Origin of the sequence: Idiomarina baltica OS145 (assembly GCF_000152885.1) — a bacterium.
Taxonomy (GTDB): domain Bacteria; phylum Pseudomonadota; class Gammaproteobacteria; order Enterobacterales; family Alteromonadaceae; genus Idiomarina; species Idiomarina baltica.
The window spans coordinates 87013-101717 of the sequence record NZ_CH672409.1 but is presented as its reverse complement, the minus strand read 5'-3'; the positions used below and the strand labels follow the sequence as shown (position 1 = coordinate 101717).

The 14705-nt window shown below is 49.0% G+C and carries 12 protein-coding genes; 2 read left to right on the top strand and 10 right to left on the bottom strand.

The features are described from left to right. Window positions 1-2 precede the first annotated feature (2 nt). Complete coding sequence (gene mgtE, locus OS145_RS12000; RefSeq protein WP_006956872.1) at window positions 3-1364, top strand: magnesium transporter; 1362 nt, start codon at window positions 3-5, stop codon at window positions 1362-1364. A gap of 21 nt (window positions 1365-1385) precedes the next feature. Here the strand turns inward: mgtE and pmbA are convergent, their stop codons facing one another. Beyond that, complete coding sequence (pmbA, locus tag OS145_RS11995) at window positions 1386-2732, bottom strand: metalloprotease PmbA (RefSeq protein WP_006956873.1); 1347 nt, start codon at window positions 2730-2732, stop codon at window positions 1386-1388. Between the two features lie 84 nt (window positions 2733-2816). On the opposite strand from pmbA, the gene yjgA reads away from it, so the two are divergent. Beyond that, window positions 2817-3350 carry a ribosome biogenesis factor YjgA gene (gene yjgA, locus OS145_RS11990; RefSeq protein WP_040488208.1) on the top strand — a complete coding sequence of 178 codons (534 nt, stop codon included), beginning with the start codon at window positions 2817-2819 and terminating at the stop codon, window positions 3348-3350. 3 nt (window positions 3351-3353) lie between these two features. On the opposite strand, the gene tldD is transcribed toward yjgA, so the two are convergent. From tldD to OS145_RS11945, 9 genes are all read right to left on the bottom strand, one after another. Further along, complete coding sequence (gene tldD, locus OS145_RS11985) at window positions 3354-4790, bottom strand: metalloprotease TldD (protein WP_006956875.1); 1437 nt, start codon at window positions 4788-4790, stop codon at window positions 3354-3356. Further along, complete coding sequence (locus OS145_RS11980; protein ID WP_006956876.1) at window positions 4787-5626, bottom strand: carbon-nitrogen hydrolase family protein; 840 nt, start codon at window positions 5624-5626, stop codon at window positions 4787-4789. The genes tldD and OS145_RS11980 overlap by 4 nt, the downstream gene beginning before the upstream one ends. Continuing rightward, entirely contained in the window at window positions 5589-9461 is a 3873-nt protein-coding gene (locus OS145_RS11975; protein WP_006956877.1) for a YhdP family protein, read from the bottom strand. Before OS145_RS11975 ends, OS145_RS11980 begins: the two co-directional genes overlap by 38 nt. After that, complete coding sequence (gene rng, locus OS145_RS11970) at window positions 9461-10930, bottom strand: ribonuclease G (protein WP_006956878.1); 1470 nt, start codon at window positions 10928-10930, stop codon at window positions 9461-9463. The genes OS145_RS11975 and rng overlap by 1 nt, the downstream gene beginning before the upstream one ends. Before the next feature lie 4 nt (window positions 10931-10934). After that, on the bottom strand, window positions 10935-11519 hold the full coding sequence (locus OS145_RS11965) for a nucleoside triphosphate pyrophosphatase (protein ID WP_006956879.1): 585 nt from the start codon (window positions 11517-11519) through the stop codon (window positions 10935-10937). Beyond that, window positions 11519-11998 carry a rod shape-determining protein MreD gene (gene mreD / locus OS145_RS11960; RefSeq protein ID WP_006956880.1) on the bottom strand — a complete coding sequence of 160 codons (480 nt, stop codon included), beginning with the start codon at window positions 11996-11998 and terminating at the stop codon, window positions 11519-11521. The genes OS145_RS11965 and mreD overlap by 1 nt, the downstream gene beginning before the upstream one ends. 2 nt (window positions 11999-12000) lie before the next feature. Next, window positions 12001-12855: a rod shape-determining protein MreC gene (gene mreC, locus OS145_RS11955; RefSeq protein ID WP_040488184.1), complete on the bottom strand. Its 855-nt coding sequence runs from the start codon at window positions 12853-12855 to the stop codon at window positions 12001-12003. Window positions 12856-12887: 32 nt separating this feature from the next. Beyond that, the gene (locus OS145_RS11950) at window positions 12888-13931 is read right to left on the bottom strand and encodes a rod shape-determining protein (RefSeq protein WP_006956882.1); all 1044 of its coding nucleotides are present in this window, start codon (window positions 13929-13931) and stop codon (window positions 12888-12890) included. Window positions 13932-13981: 50 nt separating this feature from the next. After that, the coding region (locus OS145_RS11945; RefSeq protein WP_006956883.1) for a formylglycine-generating enzyme family protein at window positions 13982-14705 on the bottom strand (724 nt) is incomplete at its 5' end.

Sequence of the window (14705 nt, the reverse complement as noted above, 5' to 3'; positions counted from 1 at the left end):
TCATGATGGCTGAGCTGTCCGATAAAGAATACGCAATGCAGCGTATTCAAGAGGTAAATACTGCCCTGTCGGACGGTATGTATGTGGCTGCCCGCCGCATGCTGCACAATATGCCAGCCTGCGATATTGCATTATTGCTTGAATCATCGCCGCCGAAAAGTCGAGCTATCGTTTGGAAGCTTGTCGATGCCGATGAACACGGCGATATCCTTGAAGAGCTCTCAGAAGAAGTTCAAAAATCCATTATTCGCCAGATGGCGCCGGAGAAATTGGCGGCTGCCACCGAGGGAATGGATACCGATGACTTGGCTTACGTACTGCGTGGTTTGCCCGACCAAGTTTATCAAGAAGTTCTCAAATCAATGGACGAGCGCGACCGAGAGCGCGCAGAAACGGCATTGTCATACGATGAGGACTCTGCCGGCGGCATCATGAATACGGATACCATCACGGTACGAGCCGATGTCACCGTCGATGTGGTATTACGTTACCTTCGTCTAAAAGGTGAGCTACCAGAAGCCACCGATAAACTTTATGTCGCCGACCGCAACGATAAACTCATCGGTGAAATTGCTTTATCACGTTTAGTGACCGTCGACCCGTCAAAAGTGGTCAGTGATATTATGTCGCCGGATATCGTCAGTATTCCTGTCGATATGGATGAGACCGAGGTCGCTAAACTATTTGAACGTCACGACTGGGTTTCAGCGCCCGTTGTCGACGGAGAGCAACAACTTGTTGGTCGAATTACCATCGATGACGTGGTTGATATCATTCGTGAGGATGCCCAACACTCGATGTTGAGTATGGCGGGTTTAGAAGATGACGAGGATACTTTTGCGCCGGTACTCAAAAGTACTCGCCGCCGTACGGTATGGTTGGCTATTAACTTGGTTACGGCGTTACTCGCCGCCATGGTGAGTTCATTATTCGAAGATGTGTTAGCGCAAATGGCAGTGCTCGCCATCCTGAATACCATTGTGCCAAGTATGGGCGGGATCGCGGGTAGTCAAACCCTGACCTTGGTGATTCGAGGTATGGCGCTTGGTCATATCGGTAGTAGCAACTCAAGGTGGTTGATCGGCAAAGAACTCGCCATTGGTGCGCTGAACGGTATTATTTGGTCAATCCTTATTGCCGCTGTTGTGGCGCTCTGGATGCAAAGTTGGTTGGTCGGTGGCATTATCGCCTTCGCGATGATGATGAACCTCTTAGCGGCGGCGCTTGCCGGCGTGACCGTACCCATGATACTGAAGCGTTTTGATATTGACCCGGCACTGGCGGGTGGTGTGATTTTGACCACCGTCACCGATGTGGTCGGTATCTTTGCATTCTTGGGTACTGCGACATTGCTGCTGTCTTAAACAGCAATGTCGCCGGTTGCTTTACTGACCTGCAATCCGCATTTCTTCTAACAACACCGATCCCGTATGCAAGGCATGACGTTCGTCAACATCGTTACCAATAGCGACAATATTCGCCAACATATCTTTTAGATTGCCCGCAATCGTCACCTCTTCAACTGGATATTGAATTTCACCATTCTCAACCCAGAATCCAGCAGCGCCACGCGAATAATCACCGTTAACTAAGTTTACTCCTTGACCCATCAGTTCGGTGACTAGTAAGCCTGTGCCCATCTGTTTGCACAGTTCAGCCAAACTCTTATCACCATGGGTCAAGCGCCAGTTATGGATGCCCCCAGCATGACCGGTGGGCTGCATATCCATCTTGCGGGCCGCATAGCTAGTAAGTAGATAAGTCTGCAACTCACCGGCCGTAACGATATCACGCTCAATCGTAGCTAAACCTTCATGGTCAAACGGACTGCTTGCTAAACCACCCACGATATGAGGACATTCTTTAATGTTTAACCACGACGGCAACACCGGCTGGCCCAATGCGTCTAGCAAGAAACTTGATTTCCGGTAAAGATTGCCGCCACTGATCGCACTTACGAAATGGCCAAACAAGCTGCCCGCCACATCGGCTCGGAAAATTACCGGGACTTTTGCGGTATCGATCTTACGGCCACCCAAGCGGGATAGCGTCTCCTGAGCGGCTTCCTCAGCAACTTTTTCGGGTGCAGCTAAGTCCTGCGTACGACGCGCGACCGAATAGCTCATATCGCGTTGCATGCGCTCACCTTCTTTTGCGATCAGTACGCAACTTAAATTATGACGCGACTGCAAATAGCCGCCCAAAAAACCGTGGCTATTACCGTACACACGAAAGCCCGTATGCGAACCGTAATGGGCGCCATCTGAGTTAATAATGCGATCATCTAAAGCTAAGCCATGACGTTCACATGCAAGTGCTTGTTCTATTGCATATTCTGCGCTTTGATCGCCTGGATGGCACAAGTCCAACTCAGGATAGTCCTTGGTCATTAGTTCTTTGGGTGCTAACCCATTAAACGGGTCAGCTGAGGTATAACGGGCAATTTCCGCCGCCTTTTTTACTGCCGCAGCAATGGCTTCACGCGATAAATCGGTAGTCGATGCCGAGCCTTTTTGATGATCACGATATACACTAATGCCCAGCGCACCGTCTTGATTAAATTCGACGGTCTCTACATCGCCCATACGCGTACCGACGGAAATGCCGGCACTTTTGCTGATCGAACACTCGGCCGCTGAAGTCCCCTCTTTAGCCGCTAACTCCAACGCATATTGGACCGCTAATTCAACATCATCAAGTTGTTGCTGTAACTCGCTAAGTTGAGGTTTCAATGTACACTCCTCTAAATGATTAACGCGTCTTGCGTAAAACTGGTAAACTACTCGTTATTATTAGCAATTAAAACTGAATGGATTATGGCTCGTAAACCAACCCACTCGACATCGCCAGACGAAACTGAATTTGCAGATGTCCCCAGCAAAAGTGAACGCAAGCGCCAAGTTGAAGCCCTACAAAAAATGGGCACTGAGCTCGTAGACTTAACTGATGCGCAACTCAAAAGCATTCCACTCGATGATGAGCTGCGCGATGCGGTCTTGCTCGCTCGTAAAATTAAAAATAAACACGAAGGCTATCGCCGCCAACTTCAGTTTATTGGTAAGTTAATGCGCCAAAGAGACGTTACGCCTATCGAACAAGCAATGGAACGCCTTAACGCCTTTCACCAACAAACTGTGAATCAATTTCATGCTGTTGAGCAACAACGCGACCTGCTGTTGTCAGGTGACGAAGAAGCGCTCACAGACTTTTTTAACCGTTACCCCAACGCCGATATTCAGCGTATTCGCCAATGGCTTCGACAAGCGAAAAAGCAAGCCGAGGAAAACAAGCCGCCTACGGCAGCGCGCCAGCTATTTGTCTATTTACGTGAACTAATGACTGAGGCCTAAGCCTCAGTCAGTACCACCGACTGTCATAGCGTCTAGTTTCAGCGTTGGCTGACCGACGCCGACCGGTAAGCTCTGACCATCCTTGCCGCACACACCGACACCTTGGTCGAGCGCTAAATCATTACCCACCATTGAGACCTTACTCATTGCCTCGGGCCCGTTACCAATTAAAGTCGCGCCTTTAATAGGTTGAGTAATTTTACCGTCCTCAATCAAGTATGCTTCTGATGCCGAAAACACGAATTGACCCGACGTGATATCGACTTGACCACCAGCAAAGTGCGGCGCGTAAATCCCCCGCTTCACAGACGCGATAATATCCTCGGGCTGGTGCTCACCGGGTAGCATGTAAGTATTTGTCATCCGCGGCATAGGCAAGTGTGCATAGCTCTCGCGACGACCGTTACCCGTCACCGCGTGGCCCATCAGACGAGCATTCATTTTATCCTGCATGTAGCCTTTTAAGATGCCATTTTCGATCAGCACATTGCGCCCTGCAGGTGTGCCTTCGTCGTCAATACTTAGCGAGCCGCGGCGATCGGCTAAGGTGCCATCGTCAACGATAGTACAAAGTTCCGAAGCCACTTTTTCACCTATTTTACCCGCGTACGCCGAAGAACCTTTACGGTTAAAGTCACCTTCAAGTCCGTGCCCAACCGCTTCATGCAACAATACACCCGGCCAGCCAGCACCAAGTACTACTGGCATCGTTCCTGCCGGAGCGGCAATGGCTTCTAAGTTTACTAATGCTTGGCGAACCGCCTCTTCAGCAAACGCTTTCCAGCGGGGTGTGCCTTCTTCATCTTTAAAGAAGTACTCATAGCTGACGCGCGCGCCACCTCCTGCTGAACCCCGCTCTCGTCGCCCCTCTTGTTCAACAATGACAGAGCAGTTTAAGCGGACCAGTGGTCTGTGGTCTTCAGCAAACGTGCCGTCAGTCGCTGCAACAAGCACGTCGTCGTAACTGCCCGAGAGACTAACAACCACCTGAGATACACGCTTATCTTGCGCACGCGCATGGGCATCCACCTGCTTCAACAGCGCAATTTTCTCCGCCTCTTCGAGTGACTGCAGTGGGTTCTTAGCGGCATACTGTGCCGCTACCGACTGCTTAGTCCACGCCTTGACCTGTTTACTTTGACCTTGCCGAACAATGCCGCGTGCCGCGTTACACGTTTGTGTGAGTGCTTGCTGAGTAATCTCGTCAGCATAAGCAAAGCCTGTTTTTTCTCCTTGTATGGCACGGACACCCATACCCGTTTCATTGTGATATGCACCGTCTTTAATAATGCCGTCTTCTAATACCCATGACTCGTTGACACTGCCTTGAAAATAAATGTCAGCAAAGTCGATATCGCCGTTGTACAAGGTACCCAGCGCTCTAGCGAGATCCGACTCAGTCACAGGTAATTCATTTATCCAACTCAATTTATCGCTCATACATCCTCATTTAGATTAGCACTCACCGCTAGACGCGTTTGATCCGCGACAGGCATTTGCGCGCGAATGTTCTCTAATTTTTCTCTGTCAAAATAGGCACTGACAACGCCCTCTCCATCGGCTTGCTCGGCTACGACTTCACCCCAGGGGTCAACGATCATCGAGTGTCCATAGGTACGGCGTCCGTTGGCGGCTTCACCGTATTGGTTGGGTGCCAACATATACACTTGCTGCTCAATCGCCCGCGCTCTCACCAGCGGATGCCAGTGTGCTGCACCTGTTACCTCAGTAAATGCTGACGGTAATAAAATAATATCGGCGCCCTTGGCACGCAGCGCTTTGAATAACTCCGGAAAACGTAAATCATAACACACCGCCATACCGACCACAGCGAAGCCGAGGTCGATGGTGACAATCGAACTTCCCGCACGTGTCCAGCGTGATTCTCGGTATTGCCGCGTGTTGTCGGCAACGTCAACATCAAACAAGTGGATTTTATCATAACGCGCCAGGCAGCGACCGTCGGGCCCATAACACAAGCTGGCTGCTGCAAAGCGTTCGCCCGCCTGAAGCGGAATGGTGCCACCGACAAGGTATATTTCATGCTGTTTAGCTAGCTCAGATAAGCGTTGTTGTACGGGTCCATTACCAACAGGTTCGGCCATATCTAACTGAGCTCGGTCGCCAGCACCAAAGCAGCTAAACGCTTCAGGAACCACCACCAGTTGCGGGCGTTGCTCTGGCAATTGTTCTAATAAACGTTCAAGCAGAGCAAGATTTTCAGTGGGCGTCTTAAAACTACTGAGTTGGATTGCGCTGAGTAGAGGTGACGTCATTGTTTGCCTCCTTATCTTTTTCCAATTCTGGAATGTCCACAGGGCGGCTGTCTCGTTCAACTTCTTGAACGACAGGGTTATCAATAGTACCAGTGACGTGGTAGCGCAACAATGAGATAACTTTGGCGTCTTGCAGCACCTTGTCAATGAGCAGTGCCGCTAACCCGCTCGGTGGATTAACCATCCAAGCCAAAATAACAGGTAAACTAGAGGTCACTTTAGGGGCGTAAGTTAACTCATAATTTAACGACTGCGTCTCTAAATCAGTCGAGCCACGAATCGCCATATCGCCGGCAGAGCCAAATAATTGCGTATCATTGGTAGTCAAAACACCCTGCGCGATCTGCACGCTACCATTGAGGTCGGTATAGAACATTCCTTGCGAAAACACGTCACGAAAATCCAAAGTGAGTTTACGCAAGATACCATCTAAGCTTAGTAGAGAGAAAAGTCGTGCTCCACCATCACTGACCTCAGCCAAGTAACCTTGTCCAAAGTCCCACTGAAGTGCTCCCGATAAGGTATCGAAATCCACCTGATGAGGATGATCGTTCCAACGTACACCAAAACTGACCTTAGCTGAGCTATCACGAATCGCAGTTTCAAGGCCATACTCTCGTAACAATTCCCCAATATCACTGGTAGTCAACTCACCACTTAGTTGTGTTAACGGCTGTCCTTCACTGACCATCCAAAAACCCGACGCCTCAAGCTGCTCCGTTTCCGTCGTCATTTTCAGTTGATTGAGTGCAATGCCCCCTTGAATAGGAACTAACTCAGCATGTACACGACCTAAATGGTGATCGTCCAATCGACACACCTTACAAGTAATGTTGAGCGGCGGAACGCGGCTAACCCACTCGTAGTCGGAGGAGTCAGCAGGCTCAGAAGTTGTATTGGCCGGCGTGTTGGTATTGAGCTGCGCAAAATCTGCATTAACTTCAATGGGATTTTCTAAAAACGCTTCGGGGAGCGTTGCTTTCACTGATAAGTTATCTGCCAAAATGCGCGCCTGCCAAACACGCTTTTCAGGATAAATATCAATATCAGCATTATTAAACGACTGCTGTCCCCATGAAAGAGCATCGGTTTTGATGCGGATAGAATCAGGCAGATACCAAGCACTTAGCGACTGTTCACTGTTGGCATTTGATTGGCCATCATCGGCGAACGAATCACTTATGAAATACAGCAAGTCGTACCATTGACCGATGGCTAGATTCGGTAAGTAGGCACGAATATCAAAAGTCGCTTCACTATTGAGGTCCGGCAACGACGCTCTATCGCCAATAGTCAGGCTTGCATACTGCCACTGGGGGACACCCGGTTGCCAGGCACTTCGCCAGCGCAAACGGTCACCGGATTTCACCTCGAGTGCGAGATCGTTGCCGTTACCATCGAGCCTTACATCTAATTGCCAGTTTTCACCGAACTCCTTATTCAAAGGTTCCGGGAGCCGTGATTCGAGCCCAGTAAGATCGAGTTGTGAATTCGCCGATACCTGAACGTCATCCTGAATATTCAGATCGACATTGACGATACCATTGATTGCACCATAAAAATAACGCGCCCATCCCTGTTTCGGTAGCGCTTTGAAGAGCGGTTCAAGTTGCCAGTCTAATTCATTTTCGATCGTCAGGTGATAACCCTCTGATTGAGGTTTACCGACAACCTTGCTAGCGAAGGGACGTCCAAACCATTTCAGCACAAGATTCTCGGTCGCGACTTGCTGGTCGTCTATCAACAAGGTACCTGACTCAACATCAAACCATTGATCGATCGCCGCGATATAGACTCGGTTACCCGCTAAGTCAGCTTGCACATCAACCCCAACCTCTCGCGAACCGTCAAATGGAACATCGAGGTTAAACTGACCACTGATGCGGCTTTCAGGCATCACTTGGTTAAACACTTCAGCGACCGAGGTCAACGGTGACTGCTGAAATACCGAGCGTACGGACGATGCCGGTCCAGCGACTTTTGCGTTAACCTGTAAGCCACGGCTTGGATCGAGCAAGTCAGCAATAGTGGCATTGACTTGTTCGATCGTCACACCATTGATACGTCCCTGTGAAGCTCGCATGTTCAAACTATGTTGATAAAAATCGAGCGTCAGTGGTAGCTCCTGCAGAGCTGGCCAATCGGGCTGAAAACGATAAGTCAGCGTATCGAACTGCACACTTGCATTAAAAACCCCCTGATTTATATTGCGAGGAAGCATAAAGTGCTCGGCACGCCATGCTAGCGTCATTTGCTTTACCGCGCCTTCCGCTAATGCGCCGGATAGATAACGCTTGAGCCCTTCCCCCATCACATCCGGTAATGCTGTTTTCAACGAGTCCACAGCAAAGGGTTGTTTGCTAAGCAATGCCAGTTCAAACCCTGGACCTAGCGCCTCGTTTGAGCGCCAAACACCTCGCGCTTCAAGTTGCATATCGGCAATTGCAAGTTGGCTATCTTGCCATGCCACTTGCCAGCCGTCAGAGCCATAGTCAGCGGAGCCACCTATTGCTACGTTATTCAGTTGCCAAGCACGTTGTTCGGATAGATGATCACTGGTAATTGTTAACTGCGGTGCTTGAATCGTCCAATGCGCCTGTTGGAGATCGCCCTCAGCTGTCATTGATAAAGGTGAAAAGGCCGGAATTGTGTCTGAACCAGAGGCCCTCACATTATCGAGCTCTGCTCGCCAGTGCCATGGATGCTTAGCATCGCTCCGCAAATAGAGATCGGCCTCAGCCTCAAGGCCAGACGCCTGCACTGTCTGATATGTCAGCCCACCATCATCCATTAATTGCAAAAGCGGCGTCAGTTTCGACAGCGGCAAATGTTCTATACTGGCACTCAGTGTATCCGCAAGACTTTGCACGCGCATTGCTGGCCATTCCAGCGAACTGTTGTCGACTTCGACAGTCATTGGGGTACTGTTAATAAGCCACCCCTGACCATGTCTTTCCATCTGTACTTCACCCGACGGTATATGTAAATCAACGACTCTATTGTCTCGTTGCATCGTCAAACGATTATCCAAGATCCGCATCAAAGCCTTCGATACTTGACCCTGGAAAATATCCAACCACACCGTAAAATTGACATTTGAGTCGGTGATGTCGATACCAGGAATTTGTTTTTCGAGCCAAGGACTCACATCTATTCCGCGTGAGTCCACGTAAAACTGACCGACCATATCACGCCAACGACGCCCTTCGAGTTGCAGCACGAAGTTTAAGCGATTCGGCGTAAAATTTTTGACTCTGAATTGGCCAACACCTTGGTGGATGCTACCTCGGTTACTCCAAGATAACCTTTCGATATCGATGGTTCGTGAGTTGCCGCTGAGCGGGGTTACATGCAAGCTACTTTGCTGAAAGGAAAAGCTTTCTAATTGATTCAGAAATAATTGCTCGACTTGATCAAGCTTTACGCTTTCACTCTCACCCTGTGTCAAACGCCGCAGATCTAATTGAATATCTGCCTGCTCAAGAATAAACTGTTGCAGTACCCATTGGCGCTCGGCCACTGATTCCCAGAAATCAATAACCACCCAAAGTCGACCCACATCAACACTGAGCGCGTCATGGTCGGTGTCACCGAGTTTGAAGTTTGATAGCTCGATGGCGGGGCCTTGTTGACGCCAAGATAATGCTAATTGATTAATATGGACCTGTTGCCCAAGACTTGCGCTCACTTGCCTTTCTAACGGTTTAGTGAGGTCGGGAAAATAAGGCAATCCATAGCGTAATAAGCTCAGCAGTACGGCAGCCAGCACTAATAAAATGGCCGATAACCAAACCAGCTTGTGAAAACTCCAGCTTATTGCGCGTTTTAAAGTCACTACATCATCACCACATCAAATTGCTCTTGGTTATAGAGCGGCTCTGTTTGTATTGTTATTTGACGCGAAACAAACAACTCAAGTTCAGCCAATGCATGAGATTCTTCATTCAACAAGGCTTCACTCACCGGTGCGGATGCATAAACGACGAATTTATCGGCTTCATAGGCTTTGTGCACGCGGACAATTTCTCGCATAATTTCATAACATACTGTTTCAACGGTTTTCATTGAGCCCCGTCCGCGACATACCGGACACTCACCACACAATACGTGTTCGAGACTCTCGCGTGTACGTTTACGCGTCATCTCGACTAAGCCGAGTGTGGTAAAGCCATTTATCGAGGTCTTAGCACGATCCTTATTTAATGCTTGTTCAAGGCTATGAAGAACTCGCCGCTTATGCTCTTCATCTTGCATATCGATAAAATCAATAATGATAATACCGCCTAAGTTTCGCAAGCGTAATTGCCTTGCTATGGCTTGGGTGGCTTCAATATTAGTATTGAATATCGTCTCTTCGAGGTTTCGATGTCCCACAAATGCACCGGTGTTGATATCGATCGTCGTCATCGCTTCGGTCTGATCAATAATTAATGACCCACCCGACTTCAATTCGACGCGTCTATCTAATGCACGCTGAATTTCATTTTCAATATCAAACAGGTCAAAAATCGGACGATCTCCGCGATAATACTCCAACACGTGCGTCAGCTCTGGAATAAAATCCTTAGTAAATAACTTCAATTGATCGAGTGTGGTGCGAGAATCGACACGAATACGCTCTATCGCCTCTCCGACAAAGTCCCGCAGCACACGACAACAGAGGTTTAAATCTTCATATAAAATTCCGACCCGGCGCTGCGACTTTTTGCGCTTCTTAATCTGCGACCACAAGCGTGTTAAAAACTCTGCATCACTTGTTAGCGACCCCTCGTCAACACCCTCGCCCGCAGTTCGGACGATGAACTTGCCTTCATCGTGACTGAGTGATTCCGCAATCGAACGTAAGCGTTCACGTTCATCGGCATCATCAATGCGTTGTGATACGCCGACGTGATTACTCTGTGGCATGAAAACCAAATAACGGGACGGTAACGTAATATCGGTGGTGAGCCGTGCCCCCTTTGTACCCAGCGGATCTTTAACAACCTGGACCATAATCGGCTGGCCTTGGTGCACAAGCTGAGTGATATTCAACTGTGACTTCTCTTCACGCTCAATCGTTTCACCACCGTCCAGTGTTGTCACAATATCCGATGCGTGCAGAAAAGCTGCTTTATCTAAGCCGATATCTACAAACGCTGCCTGCATGCCCGGCAACACCCGCGATACCTTGCCCATATAGATATTGCCCACGAGACCACGTTTGACTTGGCGTTCGATATGCACTTCTTGCAAAATGCCGTTCTCAACCAACACCACTCGACTCTCGGTGGGCGTCACATTCATTAGTACTTCTACGCTCATGGTCTCATCCTAGTTTGGCTTCGACGGCCTGTAAAAGCTGTTCGGTTTCGTAAAGAGGCAAACCGACGACCGCAGTATAACTCCCGCTTATCCGTTTAACCCAACGGGCTGCTCCACCTTGAATCGCGTAACCTGCCGCTTTATCTAGAGGTTCTCCAGTTTGCCAGTAAGTTAACGCTGCTGACTCGCTGATAGCGCCCATGCTCACCTCCGTGGTCACTTCTTCTCTTTGAACCAAGCTGGGCGCATTGCCATCATAATACATGATGCAAACGGCTGTGCGTACCTTATGGGTACGTTCGGCTAGGGAGCGTAGCATTGCAATACCGTGCGCTTGGTCTCGCGGCTTTTCCATAACCTCACCATCGCGATCGATAAGCGTATCGGAACCTATCACGATACAGGCTGCACCATATTGTTTAGCAGATGCAATCGCTTTTTCGTAAGCTAATCTTTTAACGTATGCCGATGCCGTTTCATGTGTACCTTGTTGTTCCGGAATATCGCTTGCTAAACAGACAAAGTCGGCACGAATTTGTTGCAATAGCTCACGTCGACGAGGTGAACCAGAGGCGAGGACTAACTGCATTAAACAACTCCAAAGCGACGACGGATTTTGCGTAACAGAGGAAACAGCCAAAACCAAAACAATGCCGACGTCAGCGCTGGCCAAAAGTAGCTTGAGGTGAATTGTGCATCATGAATAAATACATTTGCTTGAAACACGATGAGTCGCTTAATCAATATTAAAAATGCGATTAATATCACTTGCTGAGGTAGCGAGAAGTTGCGAATACGCTGAAAGTGGCGGGCAGCGAAGTAGCTCACAACAACCATTCCGAGCGCATGCACGCCCAGCACGGAGCCCAGCAAAATATCGGTTAACACGCCAAGGACGAGTGCAGTACCCAGGCTCACTCGATGCGGAAGCGCGATAATCCAATAGAGCAATACCAACGTCACCCAATCGGGTCGATACACATCAATACTCGCAGGCATCGGCATCACCATCAATACCAGTGCAACTAAGTACGTGAGTACGAGCGGTATTAATCCGTGCTTAAACATGGTTATTTCTGATCCTCAAAAATCGGCGCTTGCTCGGCACCTTGTGGCCATAGCAACAATACCGTTCGCACGCGGTCGAGTGCACTGATTGAATCGGCTGTCACTTCGGCAAATGGCAGTGATTCGTTGCGATTGATACGCGTGATACGCGCCACCGGGTAGCCTTCAGGATACACGCCCCCCAACCCGGAGGTCATCAGTAAGTCTCCCTCGGCAAGTTCGGAGCTGTGTGGCACAAACATAAGCTGCAGCTTGCCAATCTCACCGGTTCCTTGCGCGAGTACCCGAATATCATTTCGCTCGGCGCGTAACGCAATGCCATGGCTCTGATCAGAGATCAGTAGCACACGGGCTGTGTTACTGCCAACATCTTGGATTTGGCCGACCACACCCTTGCTATCAATAACCGGTTGTCCCTCGTAAACGCCATTGAGCGTTCCTTTGTTGATCACCAATTGTTGGCTAAATGGCTCCGAAGCCACCGCTACCACTTCAGCTACCATACGCCGACTCGGTTGACGTTGTTCTGAACCCAGAAGTGCACGTAGACGCTTATTTTCGTTACTAATGAATTGCAACTGTTGAAGCTGAGCACGTAATTCAAGCATTTGTTTTTTCAGCGCTTGATTCTCTTCAGCAAGCTGTTCTTGGTTTTTAACACTCTCAGAAAAGTTACTTAGGATTTGCTCTGGTAAAATGGCTAAATACTGGACGGGTGTAACCAAGGAGTTCAGAAACATCCGCACAGGCTGCATCGCTTGCAGTCGATGGTCGACAAAAATCAATAGAAACGAACAGGCTAGTGCGAGCACTAGCCTGGATAGTAATGAGGGTCCACGAGTGAATAAGGTTTTCATCTGTGCGCTAACTACACCCCACCTAAATTGACTTACTCGTAACTAAACAAATCACCGCCGTGCATAGCGATCATTTCAAGTGCCTTACCGCCCCCACGTGCTACACAAGTGAGTGGGTCATCTGCAATCACAACAGGGATGCCGGTTTCTTCCATTAACAAACGGTCGAGATCTTTAAGTAAAGCCCCTCCGCCTGTTAGAACCATTCCACGCTCCGAAATATCAGACGCTAACTCGGGTGGCGACTGCTCAAGTGCAACCATCACGGCACTAACGATACCCATTAGCGGCTCTTGTAAAGCTTCGAGAATCTCATTGCTGTTGAGTGTGAACGAACGCGGTACGCCTTCCGCTAGGTTACGCCCGCGCACTTCAATTTCCTTCAGCTCTTCACCTGGGAATGCGGAGCCGATTTCGTGTTTAATTCGTTCCGCTGTCGCGTCACCAATCAATGCACCAAAGTTACGACGTACATAATTAATAATGGCTTCATCAAATTTGTCACCACCAATACGAACAGATGATGAGTAAACTACACCATTTAATGAAATAATCGCGACTTCTGTTGTACCACCACCAATATCAACAACCATCGAACCCGTCGCCTCAGATACTGGTAAGCCGGCACCAATCGCGGCAGCCATAGGCTCGTCAATAAGGTGAACTTCACGTGCGCCAGCACCCAACGCTGATTCACGAATTGCGCGGCGCTCTACTTGCGTCGAGCCGCAAGGAACACAGACCAATACGCGTGGGCTTGGCTTAAAGTAATGGCTGTCATGCACTTGCTTAATAAAGAACTGAAGCATTTTTTCGCACACATAAAAGTCGGCGATAACACCATCCTTCATCGGGCGAATCGCTTTGATGTTGCCAGGAGTACGGCCTAACATCTGCTTCGCTGCTGCACCCACGGCTGCAATTGCTTTAGGTCCACCTGAGCGCTCCTGTCGAATAGCCACGACAGATGGCTCGTTGAGCACGATGCCCTCGTCCTTTACATAAATCAACGTATTGGCAGTACCCAAGTCAATGGATAAGTCGTTTGAAAACAAGCCGCGAATTTTCTTAAACATGTAGCGGTAAATCCCTAAAAAAAGTGCTAAAAACTGCAATCAAGCGCACATTATTGCGCTCGTACTACCCGAAACCCAATATAGTTAGAACTAAAATCTGCTGGAAGTTCCATTCGCGTCGAAACACGCGCTAGGCTAGGTGCAAAGTTCCATGCACCGCCACGGACAACTTGTCCGTCTTCAGAGCGAGTCCATTCCCAGACATTACCTACGGTGTCGAACAACCCCCACGGATTACGCGCGAATTGAGCAACAGGTGCTGAACGCTCATTTGACCATTCAGACCCACAGTGGCGACAGTTAGCGTTTTTCACGCCAACGTCTTCTCCCCACCAAAAGTCAGTTTCTGTGCCAGCGCGAGCCGCATATTCCCATTGCTTCTCAGAAGGGATATCGTAATCGAAACCGCTTTTGTCTGACAACCAGTCCGTGTATGCCTTTACATCTTCATAACTAATACAGACAACCGGTGAATTCTCTGTTTGCTGAAATCCTGGACTGCGCCAATTTAACGTACCGTCCATTTTCGGCATGCCGTTGTTCAGTTCAGCACAATTACCGTTGTTCTCTGCTTCTGTGACATAGGCGGTATCATTAACGAAATCACGAAACTTTCCCACCGTCACCTCTGTATCACTGATACCAAAAGGTGCGTCAATCGTTACGGTTTGCACAGGACGTTCGTTAGGTAAACCATCACCGCTTAAGTCGCCCATTTGATAGTTACCGGCCGGTACGACTACAAGTTCAGGCCCTCTGACATCACGAAATAAA

Coding starts and splice junctions, on each gene's coding strand:
- mgtE (WP_006956872.1), top strand. CDS start 3: ATGATGGCTGAGCTGTCCGATAAAGAATACGCAATGCAGCGTATTCAA.
- yjgA (WP_040488208.1), top strand. CDS start 2,817: ATGGCTCGTAAACCAACCCACTCGACATCGCCAGACGAAACTGAATTT.
- tldD (WP_006956875.1), bottom strand. CDS start 4,790: ATGAGCGATAAATTGAGTTGGATAAATGAATTACCTGTGACTGAGTCG.
- OS145_RS11980 (WP_006956876.1), bottom strand. CDS start 5,626: ATGACGTCACCTCTACTCAGCGCAATCCAACTCAGTAGTTTTAAGACG.
- rng (WP_006956878.1), bottom strand. CDS start 10,930: ATGAGCGTAGAAGTACTAATGAATGTGACGCCCACCGAGAGTCGAGTG.
- OS145_RS11965 (WP_006956879.1), bottom strand. CDS start 11,519: ATGCAGTTAGTCCTCGCCTCTGGTTCACCTCGTCGACGTGAGCTATTG.
- mreD (WP_006956880.1), bottom strand. CDS start 11,998: ATGTTTAAGCACGGATTAATACCGCTCGTACTCACGTACTTAGTTGCA.
- mreC (WP_040488184.1), bottom strand. CDS start 12,855: ATGAAAACCTTATTCACTCGTGGACCCTCATTACTATCCAGGCTAGTG.
- OS145_RS11950 (WP_006956882.1), bottom strand. CDS start 13,931: ATGTTTAAGAAAATTCGCGGCTTGTTTTCAAACGACTTATCCATTGAC.